General features: G+C 63.4%; 12 protein-coding genes. 8 read left to right on the top strand and 4 right to left on the bottom strand.

What is annotated here, in order from left to right:
• Window positions 1-33: 33 nt before the first annotated feature.
• Window positions 34-3,555: a transcription-repair coupling factor gene (mfd, locus tag AB4Y97_RS02685; RefSeq protein ID WP_441997463.1), complete on the top strand. Its 3,522-nt coding sequence runs from the start codon at window positions 34-36 to the stop codon at window positions 3,553-3,555.
• Window positions 3,552-4,424, top strand: a complete 873-nt coding sequence (locus tag AB4Y97_RS02680; RefSeq protein ID WP_441997462.1) for a serine hydrolase domain-containing protein — start codon at window positions 3,552-3,554, stop codon at window positions 4,422-4,424. The genes mfd and AB4Y97_RS02680 overlap by 4 nt, the downstream gene beginning before the upstream one ends.
• Here the strand turns inward: AB4Y97_RS02680 and AB4Y97_RS02675 are convergent.
• Window positions 4,379-4,771 carry a hypothetical protein gene (locus AB4Y97_RS02675; RefSeq protein ID WP_441997461.1) on the bottom strand — a complete coding sequence of 131 codons (393 nt, stop codon included), beginning with the start codon at window positions 4,769-4,771 and terminating at the stop codon, window positions 4,379-4,381. The two genes, AB4Y97_RS02680 and AB4Y97_RS02675, sit on opposite strands and share 46 nt — an antisense overlap.
• Before the next feature lie 129 nt (window positions 4,772-4,900).
• Entirely contained in the window at window positions 4,901-6,712 is a 1,812-nt protein-coding gene (locus tag AB4Y97_RS02670) for an extracellular solute-binding protein (RefSeq protein ID WP_441997460.1), read from the bottom strand.
• 218 nt (window positions 6,713-6,930) lie between these two features.
• On the opposite strand from AB4Y97_RS02670, the gene AB4Y97_RS02665 reads away from it, so the two are divergent.
• Window positions 6,931-7,686: an invasion associated locus B family protein gene (locus AB4Y97_RS02665; protein WP_441997459.1), complete on the top strand. Its 756-nt coding sequence runs from the start codon at window positions 6,931-6,933 to the stop codon at window positions 7,684-7,686.
• Between the two features lie 111 nt (window positions 7,687-7,797).
• On the opposite strand, the gene hspQ is transcribed toward AB4Y97_RS02665, so the two are convergent.
• Entirely contained in the window at window positions 7,798-8,127 is a 330-nt protein-coding gene (gene hspQ, locus AB4Y97_RS02660; RefSeq protein WP_441997458.1) for a heat shock protein HspQ, read from the bottom strand.
• Between the two features lie 196 nt (window positions 8,128-8,323).
• On the opposite strand from hspQ, the gene AB4Y97_RS02655 reads away from it, so the two are divergent.
• Window positions 8,324-9,292, top strand: coding sequence for an AEC family transporter (locus AB4Y97_RS02655; RefSeq protein ID WP_441997457.1), 969 nt, complete (start codon window positions 8,324-8,326; stop codon window positions 9,290-9,292).
• On the opposite strand, the gene AB4Y97_RS02650 is transcribed toward AB4Y97_RS02655, so the two are convergent.
• A complete protein-coding gene (locus AB4Y97_RS02650) occupies window positions 9,289-10,497 on the bottom strand; it encodes a UbiH/UbiF family hydroxylase (protein ID WP_441997456.1) in 1,209 nt (402 codons plus the stop codon). The genes AB4Y97_RS02655 and AB4Y97_RS02650 overlap by 4 nt on opposite strands.
• Window positions 10,498-10,705: 208 nt before the next feature.
• Here AB4Y97_RS02650 and AB4Y97_RS02645 point away from each other — a divergent pair, with 208 nt between their 5' ends.
• The 4 genes from AB4Y97_RS02645 (at window position 10,706) to AB4Y97_RS02630 (ending at window position 15,401) form a co-directional block, all read left to right on the top strand.
• A complete protein-coding gene (locus AB4Y97_RS02645) occupies window positions 10,706-12,253 on the top strand; it encodes an ABC transporter ATP-binding protein (protein WP_441997455.1) in 1,548 nt (515 codons plus the stop codon).
• Window positions 12,243-13,319 carry an ABC transporter permease gene (locus tag AB4Y97_RS02640; RefSeq protein ID WP_441997454.1) on the top strand — a complete coding sequence of 359 codons (1,077 nt, stop codon included), beginning with the start codon at window positions 12,243-12,245 and terminating at the stop codon, window positions 13,317-13,319. The genes AB4Y97_RS02645 and AB4Y97_RS02640 overlap by 11 nt, the downstream gene beginning before the upstream one ends.
• The gene (locus AB4Y97_RS02635; RefSeq protein ID WP_441997453.1) at window positions 13,316-14,233 is read left to right on the top strand and encodes an ABC transporter permease; all 918 of its coding nucleotides are present in this window, start codon (window positions 13,316-13,318) and stop codon (window positions 14,231-14,233) included. Before AB4Y97_RS02640 ends, AB4Y97_RS02635 begins: the two co-directional genes overlap by 4 nt.
• Before the next feature lie 91 nt (window positions 14,234-14,324).
• On the top strand, window positions 14,325-15,401 hold the full coding sequence (locus AB4Y97_RS02630) for a BMP family ABC transporter substrate-binding protein (protein WP_441997452.1): 1,077 nt from the start codon (window positions 14,325-14,327) through the stop codon (window positions 15,399-15,401).
• Window positions 15,402-15,409: the final 8 nt, after the last annotated feature.

Genomic DNA, 15,409 nt, shown 5'->3' with positions numbered 1-15,409 from the left:
GGCCCGCATTGCATCTTATTGACCTGATCCGACATGAAACCCGTTCTGACCCGTGCCATCGACGCCCTCAAGAAAGGCCAGAATCTGACGCTCTCCAGCGTTCCGGATGGCTTCGACGCGCTCAGCGTAGCCGATCTGGCGCGTGGCCTGTCAGGGCAGGTGGAAGGCCCGGCCGTCCTGGTCCATGTCGCCCGCGACGGAATGAGGCAGCAGAATTTCGCCAACAGCCTCGGTTTCATCGCGCCGGAAATCGAGATTCTTTCATTCCCAGCTTGGGATTGTCAGCCCTATGACCGGGTCTCGCCGAACGCGGCTGTGACCGCGCAGCGGATGACGACGCTGGCGCGGCTCGCCCGCTCGAAAACGTCAGAGGACCGCCCGCGCATCCTCTCGACGACGGTCAATGGGCTGGTGCAGCGCGTGCCACCCCGGGCGCGCATCGCGGCGGAAACCTTCTCGGCCGCGCCGGGCAACGTGGTCGACACGACGCTGCTCATCAACTGGCTCGAAACCAACGGATTCCTGCGCACGGGCACGGTGCGCGATACGGGCGAATACGCCGTTCGCGGCGGCATCATCGATCTCTATCCGGCCGGGCTGCCCAACCCGGTGCGGCTCGACTTTTTCGGCGATGCGCTGGAATCGATCCGCTCCTTCGATCCGGAGACCCAGCGCACGGTCGGCACCCTGCGCTCGCTCGATCTCGTTCCCATGAGCGAGGTTCAGCTCACCACCGAGAGCATCAAGCGCTTCCGGCAGGCCTATGTGGCGTCCTTCGGCGCCCCCACGCGGGACGACAGGCTCTACGAGGCGATCAGCGAGGGGCGGCGCTATCCCGGCCTGGAACATTGGCTGCCCCTGTTCCACGACCATCTCGACACGCTGCTCGATTATGTCCCCGGCATTCCTTTCGTCTTCGATGCCCTTGCGGACGATGCGGCGGCGGAGCGCCTTGCCCAGGTCAAGGATTACTATGATGCAAGGCGCGAGGGGCTCGGTCAGAACCAGCCCGGAGTCGCGCCCTATCGTCCATTGCCGCCGGAGGCGCTTTATTTCAGGCCCGAGGAATGGGCCGAGCGCACCGCATCCCTGCCTCTCGCCCGCTTGACGCCCTTCGCGATTCCAGAATCCGAGGGACGCCTCGTCATCGATTGCGATGCGCGGCGCGGACGCAATTTCATCGCGGAGCGGGCCGACGAGAGCGCCAATGTCTTCGAGGCCGCCGTCCGTCATATCCGCGAGCTTCAGGGCTCCGGTAAACGCGTCGTCCTCGGCGCTTGGTCGGAAGGGTCGCGGGAGCGGCTGACCCATGTTCTGCAGGATCACGACCTGCGCCAGACAACTCCCGTCTCGCGCCTTTCCGACGGCTTGGCCCTGCCGCGCATCGAAATCCCGGTCGGCATCTGGAGCCTCGAATCGGGATTCGAGGCGGGCGACCTCGCCGTCATCAGCGAGCAGGACATCCTAGGCGACCGCCTCATCCGCCAGAAGCGCAAGTCGAAGCGGCCGCAGGATTTCCTCACCGAGGTCGCGGCGCTCACGCCGGGCGATCTCGTCGTCCATGTGGATCACGGCATAGGTCGCTTCGAGGGCCTGAAGACCATCGAAGCGGCGGGTGCGCCGCATGACTGTCTGGAACTCCACTATGCCGGTGGCGATCGCCTGTTCCTGCCGGTCGAGAATATTGAGCTTTTGACCCGCTACGGGTCGGAGGAAACGGAAGTCCAGCTCGACAAGCTCGGCGGCGGGGCATGGCAGGCGCGCAAGGCGCGCATGAAACAGCGCATCCGCGAGATGGCCGGCGCGCTCATGAAGATCGCCGCCGCCCGCATTCTCAAGGAGGCGCCGCGTCTGGCGCCGCCGGAAGGGCTCTACGACGAATTCGCGGCCCGCTTCCCTTATGACGAAACCGAGGACCAGCTGAACGCCATCGATTCCGTGCTGGACGATCTGGGCTCCGGCCGCCCGATGGATCGCCTCGTCTGCGGCGATGTGGGCTTCGGCAAGACCGAAGTGGCGCTGCGTGCGGCTTTCATCTCGGCGATGAACGGCAAGCAGGTGGCGGTCGTCGTGCCGACGACCCTCCTGGCGCGCCAGCATTTCAAGACCTTCACGGAGCGTTTCCGGGGCCTGCCGCTCAACATCGCGCAGGCCTCGCGCTTTGTGCCCACCGCTGAGATGAAGAAGGTGAAGGAGGGTCTCACCGACGGCTCCGTGGACATCGTTGTTGGAACCCATGCCCTTCTCGGCAAGTCGATCCAGTTCAAGGATCTCGGCCTCATCGTCGTGGACGAGGAGCAGCATTTCGGTGTCAGCCACAAGGAGCGCCTGAAGGAGCTGCGCGCCGAGGTGCACGTGCTGACCCTCTCGGCGACGCCGATTCCACGTACCCTGCAACTGGCCCTGACCGGCGTGCGGGAACTCTCGCTCATCACGACGCCGCCCGTGGACCGGCTGGCCGTGCGCACCTTCGTCACGCCGTTCGATCCGCTCCTCATCCGCGAGGCGCTGCTGCGCGAGCGCTACAGGGGCGGGCAGGCCTTCTACGTGGTGCCGCGTCTCGACGATCTCGGCGAGGTGAAGGCCTTCCTCGACAAGGAAGTGCCGGAGGCCAAGGTGGCCGTCGCCCACGGCCAGATGGCGGCGGGCCAGCTCGAGGATGTCATGACCGCCTTCTACGAGGGCAAGTATGACATCCTGCTCTCCACCACCATCGTGGAATCGGGCCTCGACATTCCCACCGCCAACACGCTCATCGTCCACCGCGCGGACATGTTCGGCCTGTCGCAGCTCTATCAGCTGCGCGGACGCGTCGGCCGCTCGAAGACCCGCGCCTATGCCCTGTTCTCGGTGCCGGCCAACAAGCCGATGACGGTCCAGGCCGAGCGCCGCCTCAAGGTTCTGCAGACCCTCGACACGCTGGGCGCGGGCTTCCAGCTCGCCTCGCACGATCTCGACATCCGCGGTGCGGGCAACCTTCTCGGCGAGGAGCAGTCCGGCCACATCAAGGAGGTCGGCTACGAGCTGTATCAGCAGATGCTGGAGGAGGCCGTCGCCCAGCTCAAGGCCGGGATCGAAGAGCCGGCGGAGGATCAGTGGTCGCCGACGATTTCCGTCGGCGCGCCGGTGATGATCCCTGAAAGCTACGTGCAGGACCTGCAATTGCGCCTGGGACTCTACCGCCGCCTCTCGACACTCGAAACGGACAGCGAGATCGACGCCTTCGGGGCGGAGCTCATCGACCGGTTCGGGCCGCTGCCCTCGGAGGTCGACCAGCTTCTCAAGATCATGTCGATCAAGGTGCTCTGCCGCCGCGCCAATGTGGAAAAGGTCGATGGCGGGCCGAAGGGCATCATCGTCTCCTTCCGCGACAACGCCTTCGCCAATCCGAACGGCCTCGTCTCCTATGTGGCGGAGCAGGCCTCCTTCGCGAAGGTGCGCCCGGACATGAAGATCGTGTTCATCCGCGATGTCGAGACGCCCGATGAGCGGCTCAAGGCCTCGACCGCGATCCTGCGTAATCTCGTGCGTATCGCGGAGAAGAAGGCCGCGTGACGACGGAAACCTGGGCCGTTGTCGAGCACGGCATCTTGGTCGAAGGGCACGATGCCGAGCGGATCGTGCCATGGTGGAGCTTCACCAAGACGGTCTTGGCCGCTGCCGCCCTGACGCTCGTTCGTGATGGCAGCGTCAGGCTGGATGAGCCTTTGCCGGGCAGGCCCTACACTCTGCGGCATCTCCTTCAGCATCGCTCCGGTCTTCCGGATTACGGCGGTCTTCGCGCCTATCACGAGGCGGTTGCGCGGGAAGACGATCCATGGCCGGTATCCACCTTGTGGGAGATAGCCGATGCCGACCGTCTCCACTACGAGCCGGGGCAGGGATGGGCTTATTCCAATATCGGCTATCTCCTTGTCAGACAGGTGATCGAGAGCCGCACATGCCAGAGCCTCGATGAAGCGCTGCGCCGTCTCGTCCTCGACCCGCTGCGGATCGGCAGCGCCCGGATCGCAAATGAGCGCAGGGATCTCGGCGACGTCGCGATGGGCGAGGCCAAAAACTATCATCCCGGCTGGGTCTATCACGGCCTTCTGGTTGGATCGGTGCGGGATGCGGCTTTACTTCTCGATCGTCTCATGACGGAAGATCTGCTGCCGTCAGTCTTACGGGAGGAGATGCTGGCGCCCTTCGTCCTTGCCGGTCCCATCCCTGAGCGCCCCTGGAAAGTACCGGGCTACGGTTTGGGAGTGATGCGGGGAGAAGCGCCCCATGGCCCCGTCGCGGGCCATACGGGAGGCGGGCCGGGAAGTACGGTTGCCGTCTATCATGCACTGTCCGGCAAGGCCTTGACGGCTGCCGTCTTCAGAACGGCGGAGGATCAGGGGCGGACGGAGGAGAAGGCCTTCGGAGTGATCGCCGGCTGAATCTCGAACTCCTGCCGTGCGACGGCTTGAGCCCCCAGCTCGTTCCGGAGCATCGCGACGGCACCGCTGATACCGCCCGTGATCAGGATGGGAACCCCGCTGGGTGCCATGGAGATGCGTAGCCTCTGCGCCAGTTCGAGAAAGCGCCGGCGTTCCGACCATTTGGCCTGTGGAGGCACCTGGAGCACCACGGCGGCCGGGCTCGGTATCATGGCCAGCACATCGTCGGCAGCCTCGAAAGGGGCGGTGACGCTGGCATATCCCATGCCGGCAAGCTCGGCCGAGAGAGCGCTTTCGGGCTCACGCTCACCATTGTCGACGACGAGAATCTTCTGCAATCCGTTCATGGCGGTATCCTGCAGCGAAACGTGGCGGCTCAGGCGGGACATGCCCACCAACGCCGAGCGGGACCGTTTGTTTCACCCTTCAGATGAACGGCAGTGAAACGGCCAAGCTGCTCCCGGACCGGGTTACCCCTATCGGGGCTGCCGCCACCATGGATCGATGCTCGTGCCGAGAAGAGGCGTCTTTTCGGGGTGCTTGAGGTCGCTATGGTAGGCAAGCCATTGATCGCCCAGATAAAACAGCGGAACGACATAGAAGCCGGAGATCAGGACCCGGTCGAGCGCACGCACGGCGGCGACGAAATCCTCCCGACTTTTTGCCTCCAGCATGGCGTCGATCATACGGTCGATGGCGGGAGAAGAGGCTCCAGAATAGTTAAGCGAGCCGCCACGCTGCGCGGCTGCGGAGCCCCAGCGATTACGCTGTTCATTGCCCGGGGAGGCGGAAGCAGGCCACGTCCATTGCACCATGTCGAAATCGAAGTTCGACAGGCGCCGCCAGTACTGCACATCGTCCACCAGCCGCACCTTGGCCGTGACCCCGATACGGGAGAGGGACTGGGAGAAATTCAGTGCCAGCCGCTCCTGCTGGCGGGAATTGACCAGCATTTCGAAGACGAACGGCTCCCCGGTCCCTTTCTCCCGGAGGATATTGCCCTCCAACGACCAGCCCGCCTGGGAGAGGAGGGCAAGGGCTTGGCGAGCCGATTTCCTATCCCGCCCCGATCCGTTGGAGGAGGGAGGCGTCCAGCGGCCCTCAAGGATGTCCTTCCGGACAGCATCCGGAAAGGGGGCGAGAAGAGCCTGTTCCTGCTCGCTCGCGGGCTTTCCGGACGAGGAGAGATCGGAGCCGGCGAAATAGCTGTCCGACCGGGTCAGCAGGCTGAAATAGAGGTTGCGATTGACCCAATCGAAATCGAAGAGATAACCGAGCGCCTCACGAACCCGCGGATCGGCAAAGACTGGGCGGCGGGTATTGAACACGAATCCGCTCATGCCCTTCGGCGTGCGTATCGGCAGCGTTTCCAGGGTAACGCGGCCGTCCTTCACGGCGGGAAAATCGTAGCCCGTCGCCCAGCGGCTAGGATCTCCTTCCAGTCTGTAGTCATAAAGTCCTGCCTTAAACGCTTCGAACAAGGTATTGGCATCACGGTAGAAATCGTACCGAATCTCGTCGAAGTTATAGAGGCCGTGCGTGATCGGCAGGTCGTTGCCCCAATAATCCGCGCGGCGGGTGAGCACGACCCGCTCGCCCGGTTTGACCTCCGTTATCGCATAGGGTCCGGAGCCGACAGGAGGCGTCAGCGTCGTATTCGCGAAGGTGTCCGGGCTGGTCGCATGAGCCGCAAGGATCGGCATGGTGGCGATGATCAGGGGTAGTTCCCGATCGTTGGAGCCCGAAAGGTCGAAGCGGATCCGATGGGGATTTTCCACCTCCACGGCCTTCACCTGTCCGAAGCTCGACCGATGAAAGGGTTTGCCGTTCTTGCGCAGAAGCTCGAAGGTAAAGCGCACATCCTCCGCCGTGAGGGGATGTCCGTCCGAGAAACGTGCGCGCGGGTCGAGATTGAAGGCGATCGAGCTCCTATCGTCAGGCATTTCGGCCGAACGGGCGACCAAGCCATAGACCGTAAAGGGCTCGTCGAGCGAGCGCATCATCAGGCTCTGGAGGACGTAGCGCGGCACCGCGTCCGGAGCAACGCCCAGCACGATCAGCGGATTGAGGCTGTCGAAGGTGCCTTGCAGAGCCAGAACGATTCGCCCGCCCTTCGGTGCATCCGGATCGGCATAGGGAAGGTGCTTGAAGTCCGAGGCGAGGGCAGGTTCGCCATGCATGGCAATGCCGTGGCGAAGCATTTCCGCCCGGGCGCCCGGGCTCATGGCGACGAGCAGAAGCGCGGCTGCGGCGATGTTTTGCAAGAAATGTCGGACTTTGCGACCCATGGCGCTCCCTGCTCCAGGGGTGTTGCACGAAGGCGAATATTATAAAGAAAGTTGCCTGGAGCGACTGGAAACCTAACCCGTGAAAGGTTAAAGGAGCGGCATACGTCATGCCTTCGCCTTAATCGGCAAAGATTCACCGCTTCCTTGAAGGTTCCCAACCGCGCCGAGTCATACGGCCAATCCAGAAGCCGATATTTCGACTGAAGAGGATCTACGACATGTCATTCGCGACCCGCCTCGCGAGCCTGGGGGGCACCCGTGGCCTGACCACGGCTATGGCACTTATCTTGAGCGCTGCGCCGGCTTTGGCGCAAACTAAGCCTGCCGCGCCAGCCCCGGCCAAGCCTGCCGCTCCGGCGGCTCAACCGGCTCCGCAACAGCCCCAGGGCAACGGTCCCATGGTCGTGCAGGTGAAGGCTGAGCCTTCGCAGCCGGAATGGACCAAGGTGTGCGGCAAGGATCAGGGCACCAATTCCGAGATCTGCTACACGACCCGCGATTTCGTGTCCGATCAGGGCCAGCCGGTTCTGGCCGTCGCCCTCTATGACGTGAAGGGCCCGCAATCCAAGAAGATCGTCCGCTTCCTGATGCCGCTCGGCCTGCTCCTGCAGCCCGGCATCCGCTTCGCGGTCGATCAGGGTCAGCCGACCGATGGCCGCTACGCGGTCTGCTTCCCGAACGGCTGTTTCGCCGAGGCTGAGGTGAAGGACGACTTCATCGCCGCTCTCAAGAAGGGGCAGAACCTGAATGTCAGCGTGCAGAACCAGGCTGCTCGCATGGTCACTTTCGCTGTTCCCGCCGCTGGCTTCGGCAAGGCTTTCGACGGCCCCCCGATCGACCCGAAGGTCCTCGAAGAGCAGCAGAAGAAGCTTCAGGAAGAGCTCGAAAAGAAGAGTGAGGAGCTTCGCAAGAAGCTCGGCACCGGCGACGCCTCTGCGGCTCCCGGCGCGCCTGCCGCGGCTCCGAAGCCGTAAGGCCAGCATCCCTCTACGGAAAACGCCGGGCTCATTGCCCGGCGTTTTCTTTTGTATTCGGGATTTGCCTGATCGGCTGACGCGCTTCGTCGTTTCTTTTGCGGGAGCGCCCTAATTCGCCAGAATCGGCTTTGCCCGATAGAGGCCGCTTTCGTCCCGGTCGAACATCTGCTCGATCATTGGATTCCTGAGGGGTTCACTTGAATGATCGGGCAGCAGGTTCTGCTCGGAAACGTAAGCGATATATTCGGATTCCGCGTTCTCGGCGAAGAGATGATAAAAGGGCTGGTCCTTATGAGGCCTTATTTCCTCGGGGATGGACAGCCACCACTCTTCCGTGTTGTCGAATTCGGGGTCCACATCGAAAACCAGCCCCCTGAACTCGAAAAGCCGGTGTTTCACCACCTGGCCGATTGCGAATTTGGCTGAACTCGCCTTCATGGATACTCACTCCTTACCCGGCATATAGCGACGCGGGACCGAATCTCCAAACCGGCCGTCGTCACGTTCCGGAGAGCGTGCATGCGCATGGCGAGGCTTGCGATCCGGACTGGGTGCCACGTCGTAAGCAGCATTGCCGCCTTATGTGAATCTCGTCAGAACGGGTTTTGAGCGATTCTGCCGCCGGGAGCCCGCAATGTCCGACCTGATCGGGCTTATCAATCTTCTCGCCCCCTTCTTTGGATTGATCGGTCTCGGCTTCTTCTGCGGCAAGGTCGTCAAGCAGCCCGAGGCTGGACTCGCCTGGATGCAGTTCTTCCTCATCTATGTGGCGCTGCCGTGCCTTTTTTACCGGCTGATTGCCGATAAATCCCTGGATCAGCTGACGAATTGGCCCTTCGTCCTGGCCACGACCACCGCGACCTTCTGTGCATTCCTGCTCTCCTTCGCGGAAGGATGGCGGCACACGAAAGACCTGCCGCAATCGGTGATGCAGGGTGTCGCGGGGTCCTATTCCAATATCGGCTATATGGGGCCTCCGCTAATCCTGGCGGCTCTCGGCCAGGCCGCCAGCGCTCCCGTCGTGCTGATTTTCGTGTTCGACAATCTGCTGCTGTTTTCTCTCGTGCCCCTGCTGATGTCCGTCGCAGGGCTCGAGAAGCTGACTTTGAGCGCAACCGTCCGAAAGATCGTCTGGCGGGTGCTGACCCATCCGTTCAACGTGGCGACCGCCCTCGGCGTGGCGGCAAGCTATTTCCATGTGGAACTGCCCTCGGCCGCCAACCAAATGGTGACATGGCTTTCGGGAGCCGCCGCGCCTTGCGCCCTGTTCATTCTCGGTGTGACGGTCGCACTCCGGCCCCTGTGGAAAATCCCGGGGGAGGTGCCTGCGCTCGTCATCGTCAAGCTGATCCTGCACCCGTTCCTGGTCTGGATCCTGCTGTCGCTGGTCGGTGATTTCGGGCCGACCTGGACCTTTGCCGCCATCACCATGGCGGCGCTGCCGCCGGCGCTGAACATTTTCGTCATCTCGACCCAATACAGTGTCGGGGTCGAACGGGCCTCAGCCTGCGTCCTGATGGGAACGCTCGCCTCCATGATCACGCTGACGGCCCTGCTGTTCGTCATCAGGATCGGCGCCTTGCCGTATGATTTGTTCCCTTAAGCTGCGGAAGCATCCTGCATGAGGCGCGGCGCGCCGATCCGGGGGAGAACGCCCTCCCGCATGACGGCGCGGCGGAGCGGGCCGACGCTGCTCAAGGTCAGGAGGCCGGCGCCCCGCAGGAAATCGGCGGGAAGGAAGCCGGTCAGAAGCGTCCGGTTCAAGCCGTCCACCGCCGCCGTACGCAGGCGGACATCGAGATCCCGGCCGCGCTGATAGCGATGAAGCGCCTCGGGCGATCCGGGCGCATAACCTTCATCCCCGGCATCCACCACCGCATCCCGCAGGGCCGCCACGTCGCGCATGCCGAGATTCAACCCCTGTGCGCCAATCGGCGGAAAGACGTGAGCTGCCTCTCCGACGAGGGCGAGGCGCTGAGACTGGTAGCGGGTCACGGACATGCCGCTCATCGGTACGAGACCGCGAGGCCCGTCGATGTGCATGGCGCCGAGAATCGACTGGGCCTGCCGCTCGATGGCCAGGGCCAGAGTCTCGTCGTCAAGGGCGGAGAGGTGTTTGGCCTCCTCGGAACTCGTCACCCAGACAAGGCTCGAACGCCGACCGGGGAGAGGGACCAGGGTGAAGGGGCCGTGCCGGGTATGGAATTCCGTCGAGGTTTCCCGATGGTCCCGGTCATGCGCGAGAATCGCCGTCACGGCCGATTGCGGATAGGACCAGGTTTTCGCCTCGATTCCGGCGATCTGGCGCAGGCGGGAATTGCGCCCGTCCGCCGCCACGACAAGACCGGTTTTGAGAGCTCGGCCGTCCTTGAGCGTCACGGTCGCATCTTCTTCGCCGGCGGCGAAGTCCGTCGCATGGTCGGCGATCATGGTCAGGTGCTCATGGCCTTGCGCGGCCTCGGCCAATCTTTCTACGAGCGTAGCGTTTTCGATGTTCCAGCCGAACGCATCGAGGCCGATCTCCGTCGAACGAAAAGCAGCTGGCGGAGGGCGAAAGAGGCTCCCTGTGTCGTCGATGATGCGCATCGTCTCCAGTGGAGCGGCCTCCGGCATCAGCGCCGGCCAGACGCCCAGGGCATCAAGCAAGCGAACCGAGCCGTTCAGAAGCGCGACCGTGCGTCCGTCCCGGCGCGTATCGAGGCTGCCGACCAGGGCCGTTTCATAGCCGTCGCGGGCGAAAGCGAGAGCGGCGCAGAGCCCAACGGCTCCGGCGCCGACGACAAGGATGTCATAGGTTTGTTCGGACACGGGATTTTCCTCGCCAACCAAGCTGTGGAATGGTCGCAGACTCACAATAAAGCACGCATTCGCCATTGCCGACCGGTACGGCTCATCCCTATGATCATTTCACCGGAGGATGTCGATGCCAACAACCTGCTTGTCCAAGTCGATGCAAGCTGACATGTAGGCTTACGTATCGGCCGATCCTTGAACCTTTAAGTCAGAGTCGTAGTGCGTGAAGGCAGACGTTTCATCATCGGCGCCGCCCCTCGTTGAACTTAAAGGTATCAGCAAGCGCTACGGCGACCTTCTGGCCAATGACGGCATCGATCTCGCCATCGAGCGTGGCGAGATTCACGCCCTGCTGGGCGAGAACGGCGCGGGCAAGTCGACCCTTGTGAAAATTCTCTATGGGGTCATCGAGCCGAGCGCCGGCGACATTCTCTGGGAGGGCCGCCCGGTTTCGATCTCATCTCCGGTCGAGGCGAGAGATCTCGGCCTCGGCATGGTGTTTCAGCATTTCTCCCTATTCGACGAGCTGACCGTTGCGGAGAACATCGCTGTCGCTCTCTCCAAGGATTGGACATTGGCCAGGGTGCGGGCCAGCCTTGGGGAGATCAGCCGGGCTTACGGATTGGCCCTGGAGCCTGACAGGGCTGTCTGGACGCTTTCGGCCGGTGAGCGGCAACGCATCGAGATCGTGCGATGCCTGTTGCAGAATCCCCGGCTGCTTATTCTCGACGAGCCGACCTCGGTGCTCACCCCTCAGGAGGCCGAGCATCTTTTCGTCACCCTCGACAGGCTTGCGGCCGATGACTGCGCGATCCTCTTCATTTCCCACAAGCTGGAAGAGGTCCGCCGCCTGTGCCGGCGCGCCACGATCCTTCGCGGCGGACGCGTCGTGGCGGCCATCGATCCGCGCGAGAGAAGCGCGCGGGAGATCGCCGCGCTGATGGTCGGGGCGGAGGTGGGTGAAGTCCGTACGGGCACGCCTCATCAACCGCGCGGCGAAATGCTGAGGGTCGAGAATCTGTCCATGAAGGCAGGAAGCCTGCACGGGCAATCCCTGAACGGCATCAACCTGACCGTCCAGGCCGGAGAGATCGTCGGCATCGCAGGTGTCGCAGGCAATGGGCAGAGCGAGCTTTTCGCGGCCCTGTCCGGCGAGCGGGTCGCCGACAATCCTCACGCCCTTCTGATTGCAGGCCATGTCTGCGGTGTGGCCGGAATCGATGCCCGCCGCCGCCTCGGAGCCGCTTTCGTGCCCGAGGAGCGGTTGGGCCATGCGGCTGCGCCGACGCACCGCCTGAGCGAGAATACCCTGATCTCGCATGCGGCAGCCGAAGTCAGCAGATCGGGCTTCATTCTGCTCAACGCCGCCAAGCGTCTGGCCCAGTCCATCGTAAAGAGTTTCGACGTCCGCACGCCGGAAGCCGATCCGCAGGCCCGCAAGCTCTCCGGCGGCAATCTGCAGAAATTCGTGATCGGGCGCGAGATCATCCGACGCCCCAAGCTTCTCGTCGTGGATCAGCCGACCTGGGGCGTCGATGCAGGCGCTGCGCAGCTTATTCGCCAGTCGCTTGTCGATCTCGCCAGCGAGGGCAGCGCCGTCATCGTCATCAGCCAGGACCTGGACGAATTGTTTGAAATCGCGGACCGGATGGCCGTCATTCACCAGGGGCACTTAAGCCCGTTGAAACCCATTACGGAATGGACCAGGGAGGCGGTCGGGCTGGAAATGCTTGGAGCAGCAGATTCGCAAGGGGCGGCCCATGCGACTTGAGTTGACGCCCCGGGCCTCCGTCGCACCCATGATGCGGGCCCTCGCGCCGGTTCTGGCTTTCATCACGGCCTTCCTGCTCGCGGGCATCGTGATCTGGCTCCTGGGCCGCTCACCGATTGCGGCCTTTCAGGTTTATGTCCTCCAGCCCCTGAGCGATCCCTGGGCGTTGCAGGAGCTGCTCGTGAAGGCGACGCCGCTCGCGCTCATCGCCATCGGCCTGTCCTATTGCTTTCGCGCCAATCTCTGGAACATCGGCGCGGAGGGCCAATATGTGATCGGCGCCGTTCTCGGCAGCTGGATCGCCCTCAAGACCCATGGAACGGCGGGGGGTATCTGGGTTCTGCCGGCGATGATCGCGCTCGGCATCATCGGCGGCGCATTGTACGGATTGATCCCCGCTTTTCTTAAGACTCGCTTCGGGGTCAACGAGATCCTGACCAGCCTCATGCTGGTGTATGTGGCGCAACTCGTCCTCGATTATCTGGTGCGCGGTCCCTGGCGCGATCCGAAAGGCTTCAATTTTCCGCAATCCGTCACATTCGATCCGGCGGCCACGCTGCCGACATTGGCGGAGAGCAGCCGCGTCCATTACGGCACGATCTTCGCCTTCATCGCGGTCCTCGTCACGGCTATCGTGGTCGGGCGAACCCTTTTCGGCTACCGCCTGCGCCTGACGGGCGATGCACCTCGCGCTGCGCGCTTCGCCGGGTTCAGCTCGAAGAAGACGACGCTTGCGGTCTTCGGCATCTCCGGCGGTCTCGCCGGGCTTGCCGGGATCTCCGAGGTCGCGGGACAGATCGGACAGCTCCAGCCGTCCATCTCGCCGGGATACGGCTTCACGGCCATCACCGTCGCCTTCCTGGGACGGCTCAACCCGATCGGCATCCTGATCGCGGCGCTCGTGGTGGCCCTGACCTTCATCGGCGGCGAGAGCGCGCAGATCCTGCTCAAGCTGCCGCTCGATCTCACGCAGGCCTTTCAGGGCATTCTTCTGCTATGCGTGCTCTCGGCCGATGCCCTGGTGAGCCACCGCGTTCGCGTCGTCAGTCGGGGAGGGGGCAAATGACCACTTTCGAGGCCATTCTGCTGACCATCGTCACCGCCTCGACTCCGCTCCTCATCGCCGCCATCGGCGAACTGATGACGGAGCGCTCGGGCGTTCTCAACCTCGGAGTCGAGGGCATGATGGCGATGGGCGCGGCCTGCAGTTTCGCGGCCGCCGTGACATTCGACTCGACCCTGCTCGGCATCGGCGCCGGCATCGTGGCCGGGGGGCTGATGGCGATGCTCTTCGCGCTCGTGGTCCTGGGATTTGCCGCGAACCAGGTCGGTTCGGGACTGGCGTTGACCATTCTCGGGCTCGGATTGTCGGGCCTGATCGGCGCGCCTTTCGTGGGTGCTCGCCGCAACCCGGTGGAAGCGATTTCCATTCCCGGGCTGAGCGACCTGCCGATGGTCGGCCGCCTGTTCTTTGGGCAGGACCTGTTCGTCTACAGCTCCATCGCCCTGACCATCGCCGCCGGGTTCTATCTGACCCGGACGCGCTCGGGCCTGATGCTTCGCTCCATCGGCGAGAACCATAGCTCCGCCCATGGCCTCGGCCTGCCTGTCCTGAGCACCCGCTTCTTCGCGATCCTGTTCGGCGGCGCCTGCGCGGGCCTCGCGGGAGCCTATCTTTCCCTCGTCTATACGCGCTTCTGGTCGCCGGGCATGACGGCCGGGCGAGGCTGGATCGCGCTTGCGCTCGTCGTCTTCGCGGCATGGCGCCCGAGCTGGGTTCTGGTCGGCGCCTATATCTTCGGCGCGGCGATGGTGCTGCAGCTTCATGCCCAGGCGGCCCAGTTCGGAGTGCCTTCTCAGCTGCTCTCGGCCGTGCCCTATCTCGCTACGATCATCGCCCTCCTGCTCCTCTCGCTTCGCCATGGCCGCGCCATCGGCGCGCCGGGCTCGCTCGGCACGCCTTTCGTGCCTGACCGATGAGCAAAGCGATGCTATTGTGGGCACAGACCCTATTGCGGGAAATATTCAGACCTGCGACGAAAGCCTGAACCTAAACTCCAGGGGACCAAACATGTTTTCACGGACCATCATAGGCGTATTGGCAGGGGCTGCGGCCCTGGCTCTGACGGCTGGCGGCGCGTCAGCACAGGAAAAACTCAAGATTGGCTTCATCTATGTCGGCCCGGTCGGCGATTACGGCTGGAGCCATCAGCACGACGTGGGTCGCAAGGCCGTCGAGAAGGCTTTTGGCGACAAGGTCGAGACAACCTATGTGGAGAGCGTGCCCGAGGCGGATGCCGAGCGCCCCATCGAGCAGCTGGTCCGCACCGGCCATAAGCTGATCTTCACCACCTCGTTCGGCTTCATGGAGCCGACGGTCAAGGTCGCCAAGAAATATCCGAACGTCAAGTTCGAGCATGCAACCGGCTTCAAGCGTCTTCCGAACCTCGCCACCTATGCGGCGAAGTTCCATGAAGGCCGCTACATCATCGGCCAGATCGCGGCCAAGATGTCGAAGTCCGGCACCATCGGCTATGTGGGCGCCTTCCCGATTCCTGAGGTCGTGTCCGGCATCAACTCCTACTTCCTGGGCGCGCAGTCGGTGAATCCGAACATCAAGATCAAGGTCGTCTGGGCAAATTCCTGGTACGACCCGGCGAAGGAAGCGGACGCGGCCAAAGCGCTGCTCGATCAGGGCGTCGACGTGATCGCTCAGCACACGGACAGCCCGGCTCCGCTGCAGGCGGCGGAAGCCCGCGGTAAATACGGCTTCGGCCAAGCCTCGGACATGGAGCAGTTCGCACCGAAGGCGCAACTGACCGCCATCGTCGACAACTGGTCCGACTACTACGTCGCCCGCGTCAAGGCCGTTCTCGACGGCACCTGGAAGTCCGAGGATACCTGGGGTGGTCTTGCCGCACACATGGTGGTCATGTCGCCCTATAAGAACATGCCTGACGACGTGAAGAAGATGGCCGAGGAGACCGAGGCCGCGATCAAGTCCGGCAAGCTCAACCCCTTCAAGTGCCCGGTCCTGAAGCAGGATGGCACCCAGGTCGAGTGCAAGGGCAACGGCGCTCTCTCCGACGAGCAGATCCTGAGCATGAACTTCTATGTCAAAGGCATCGATGACAAGCTGCCCCAATAAGGCAGCTG

Origin of the sequence: Microvirga sp. 2TAF3, assembly GCF_052114965.1 — a bacterium.
In the GTDB taxonomy this organism is placed as follows: Bacteria; Pseudomonadota; Alphaproteobacteria; order Rhizobiales; family Beijerinckiaceae; genus Microvirga.
Note: the sequence above shows the minus strand (reverse complement) of the source record. Positions and strands in the feature narration are given on the sequence as shown.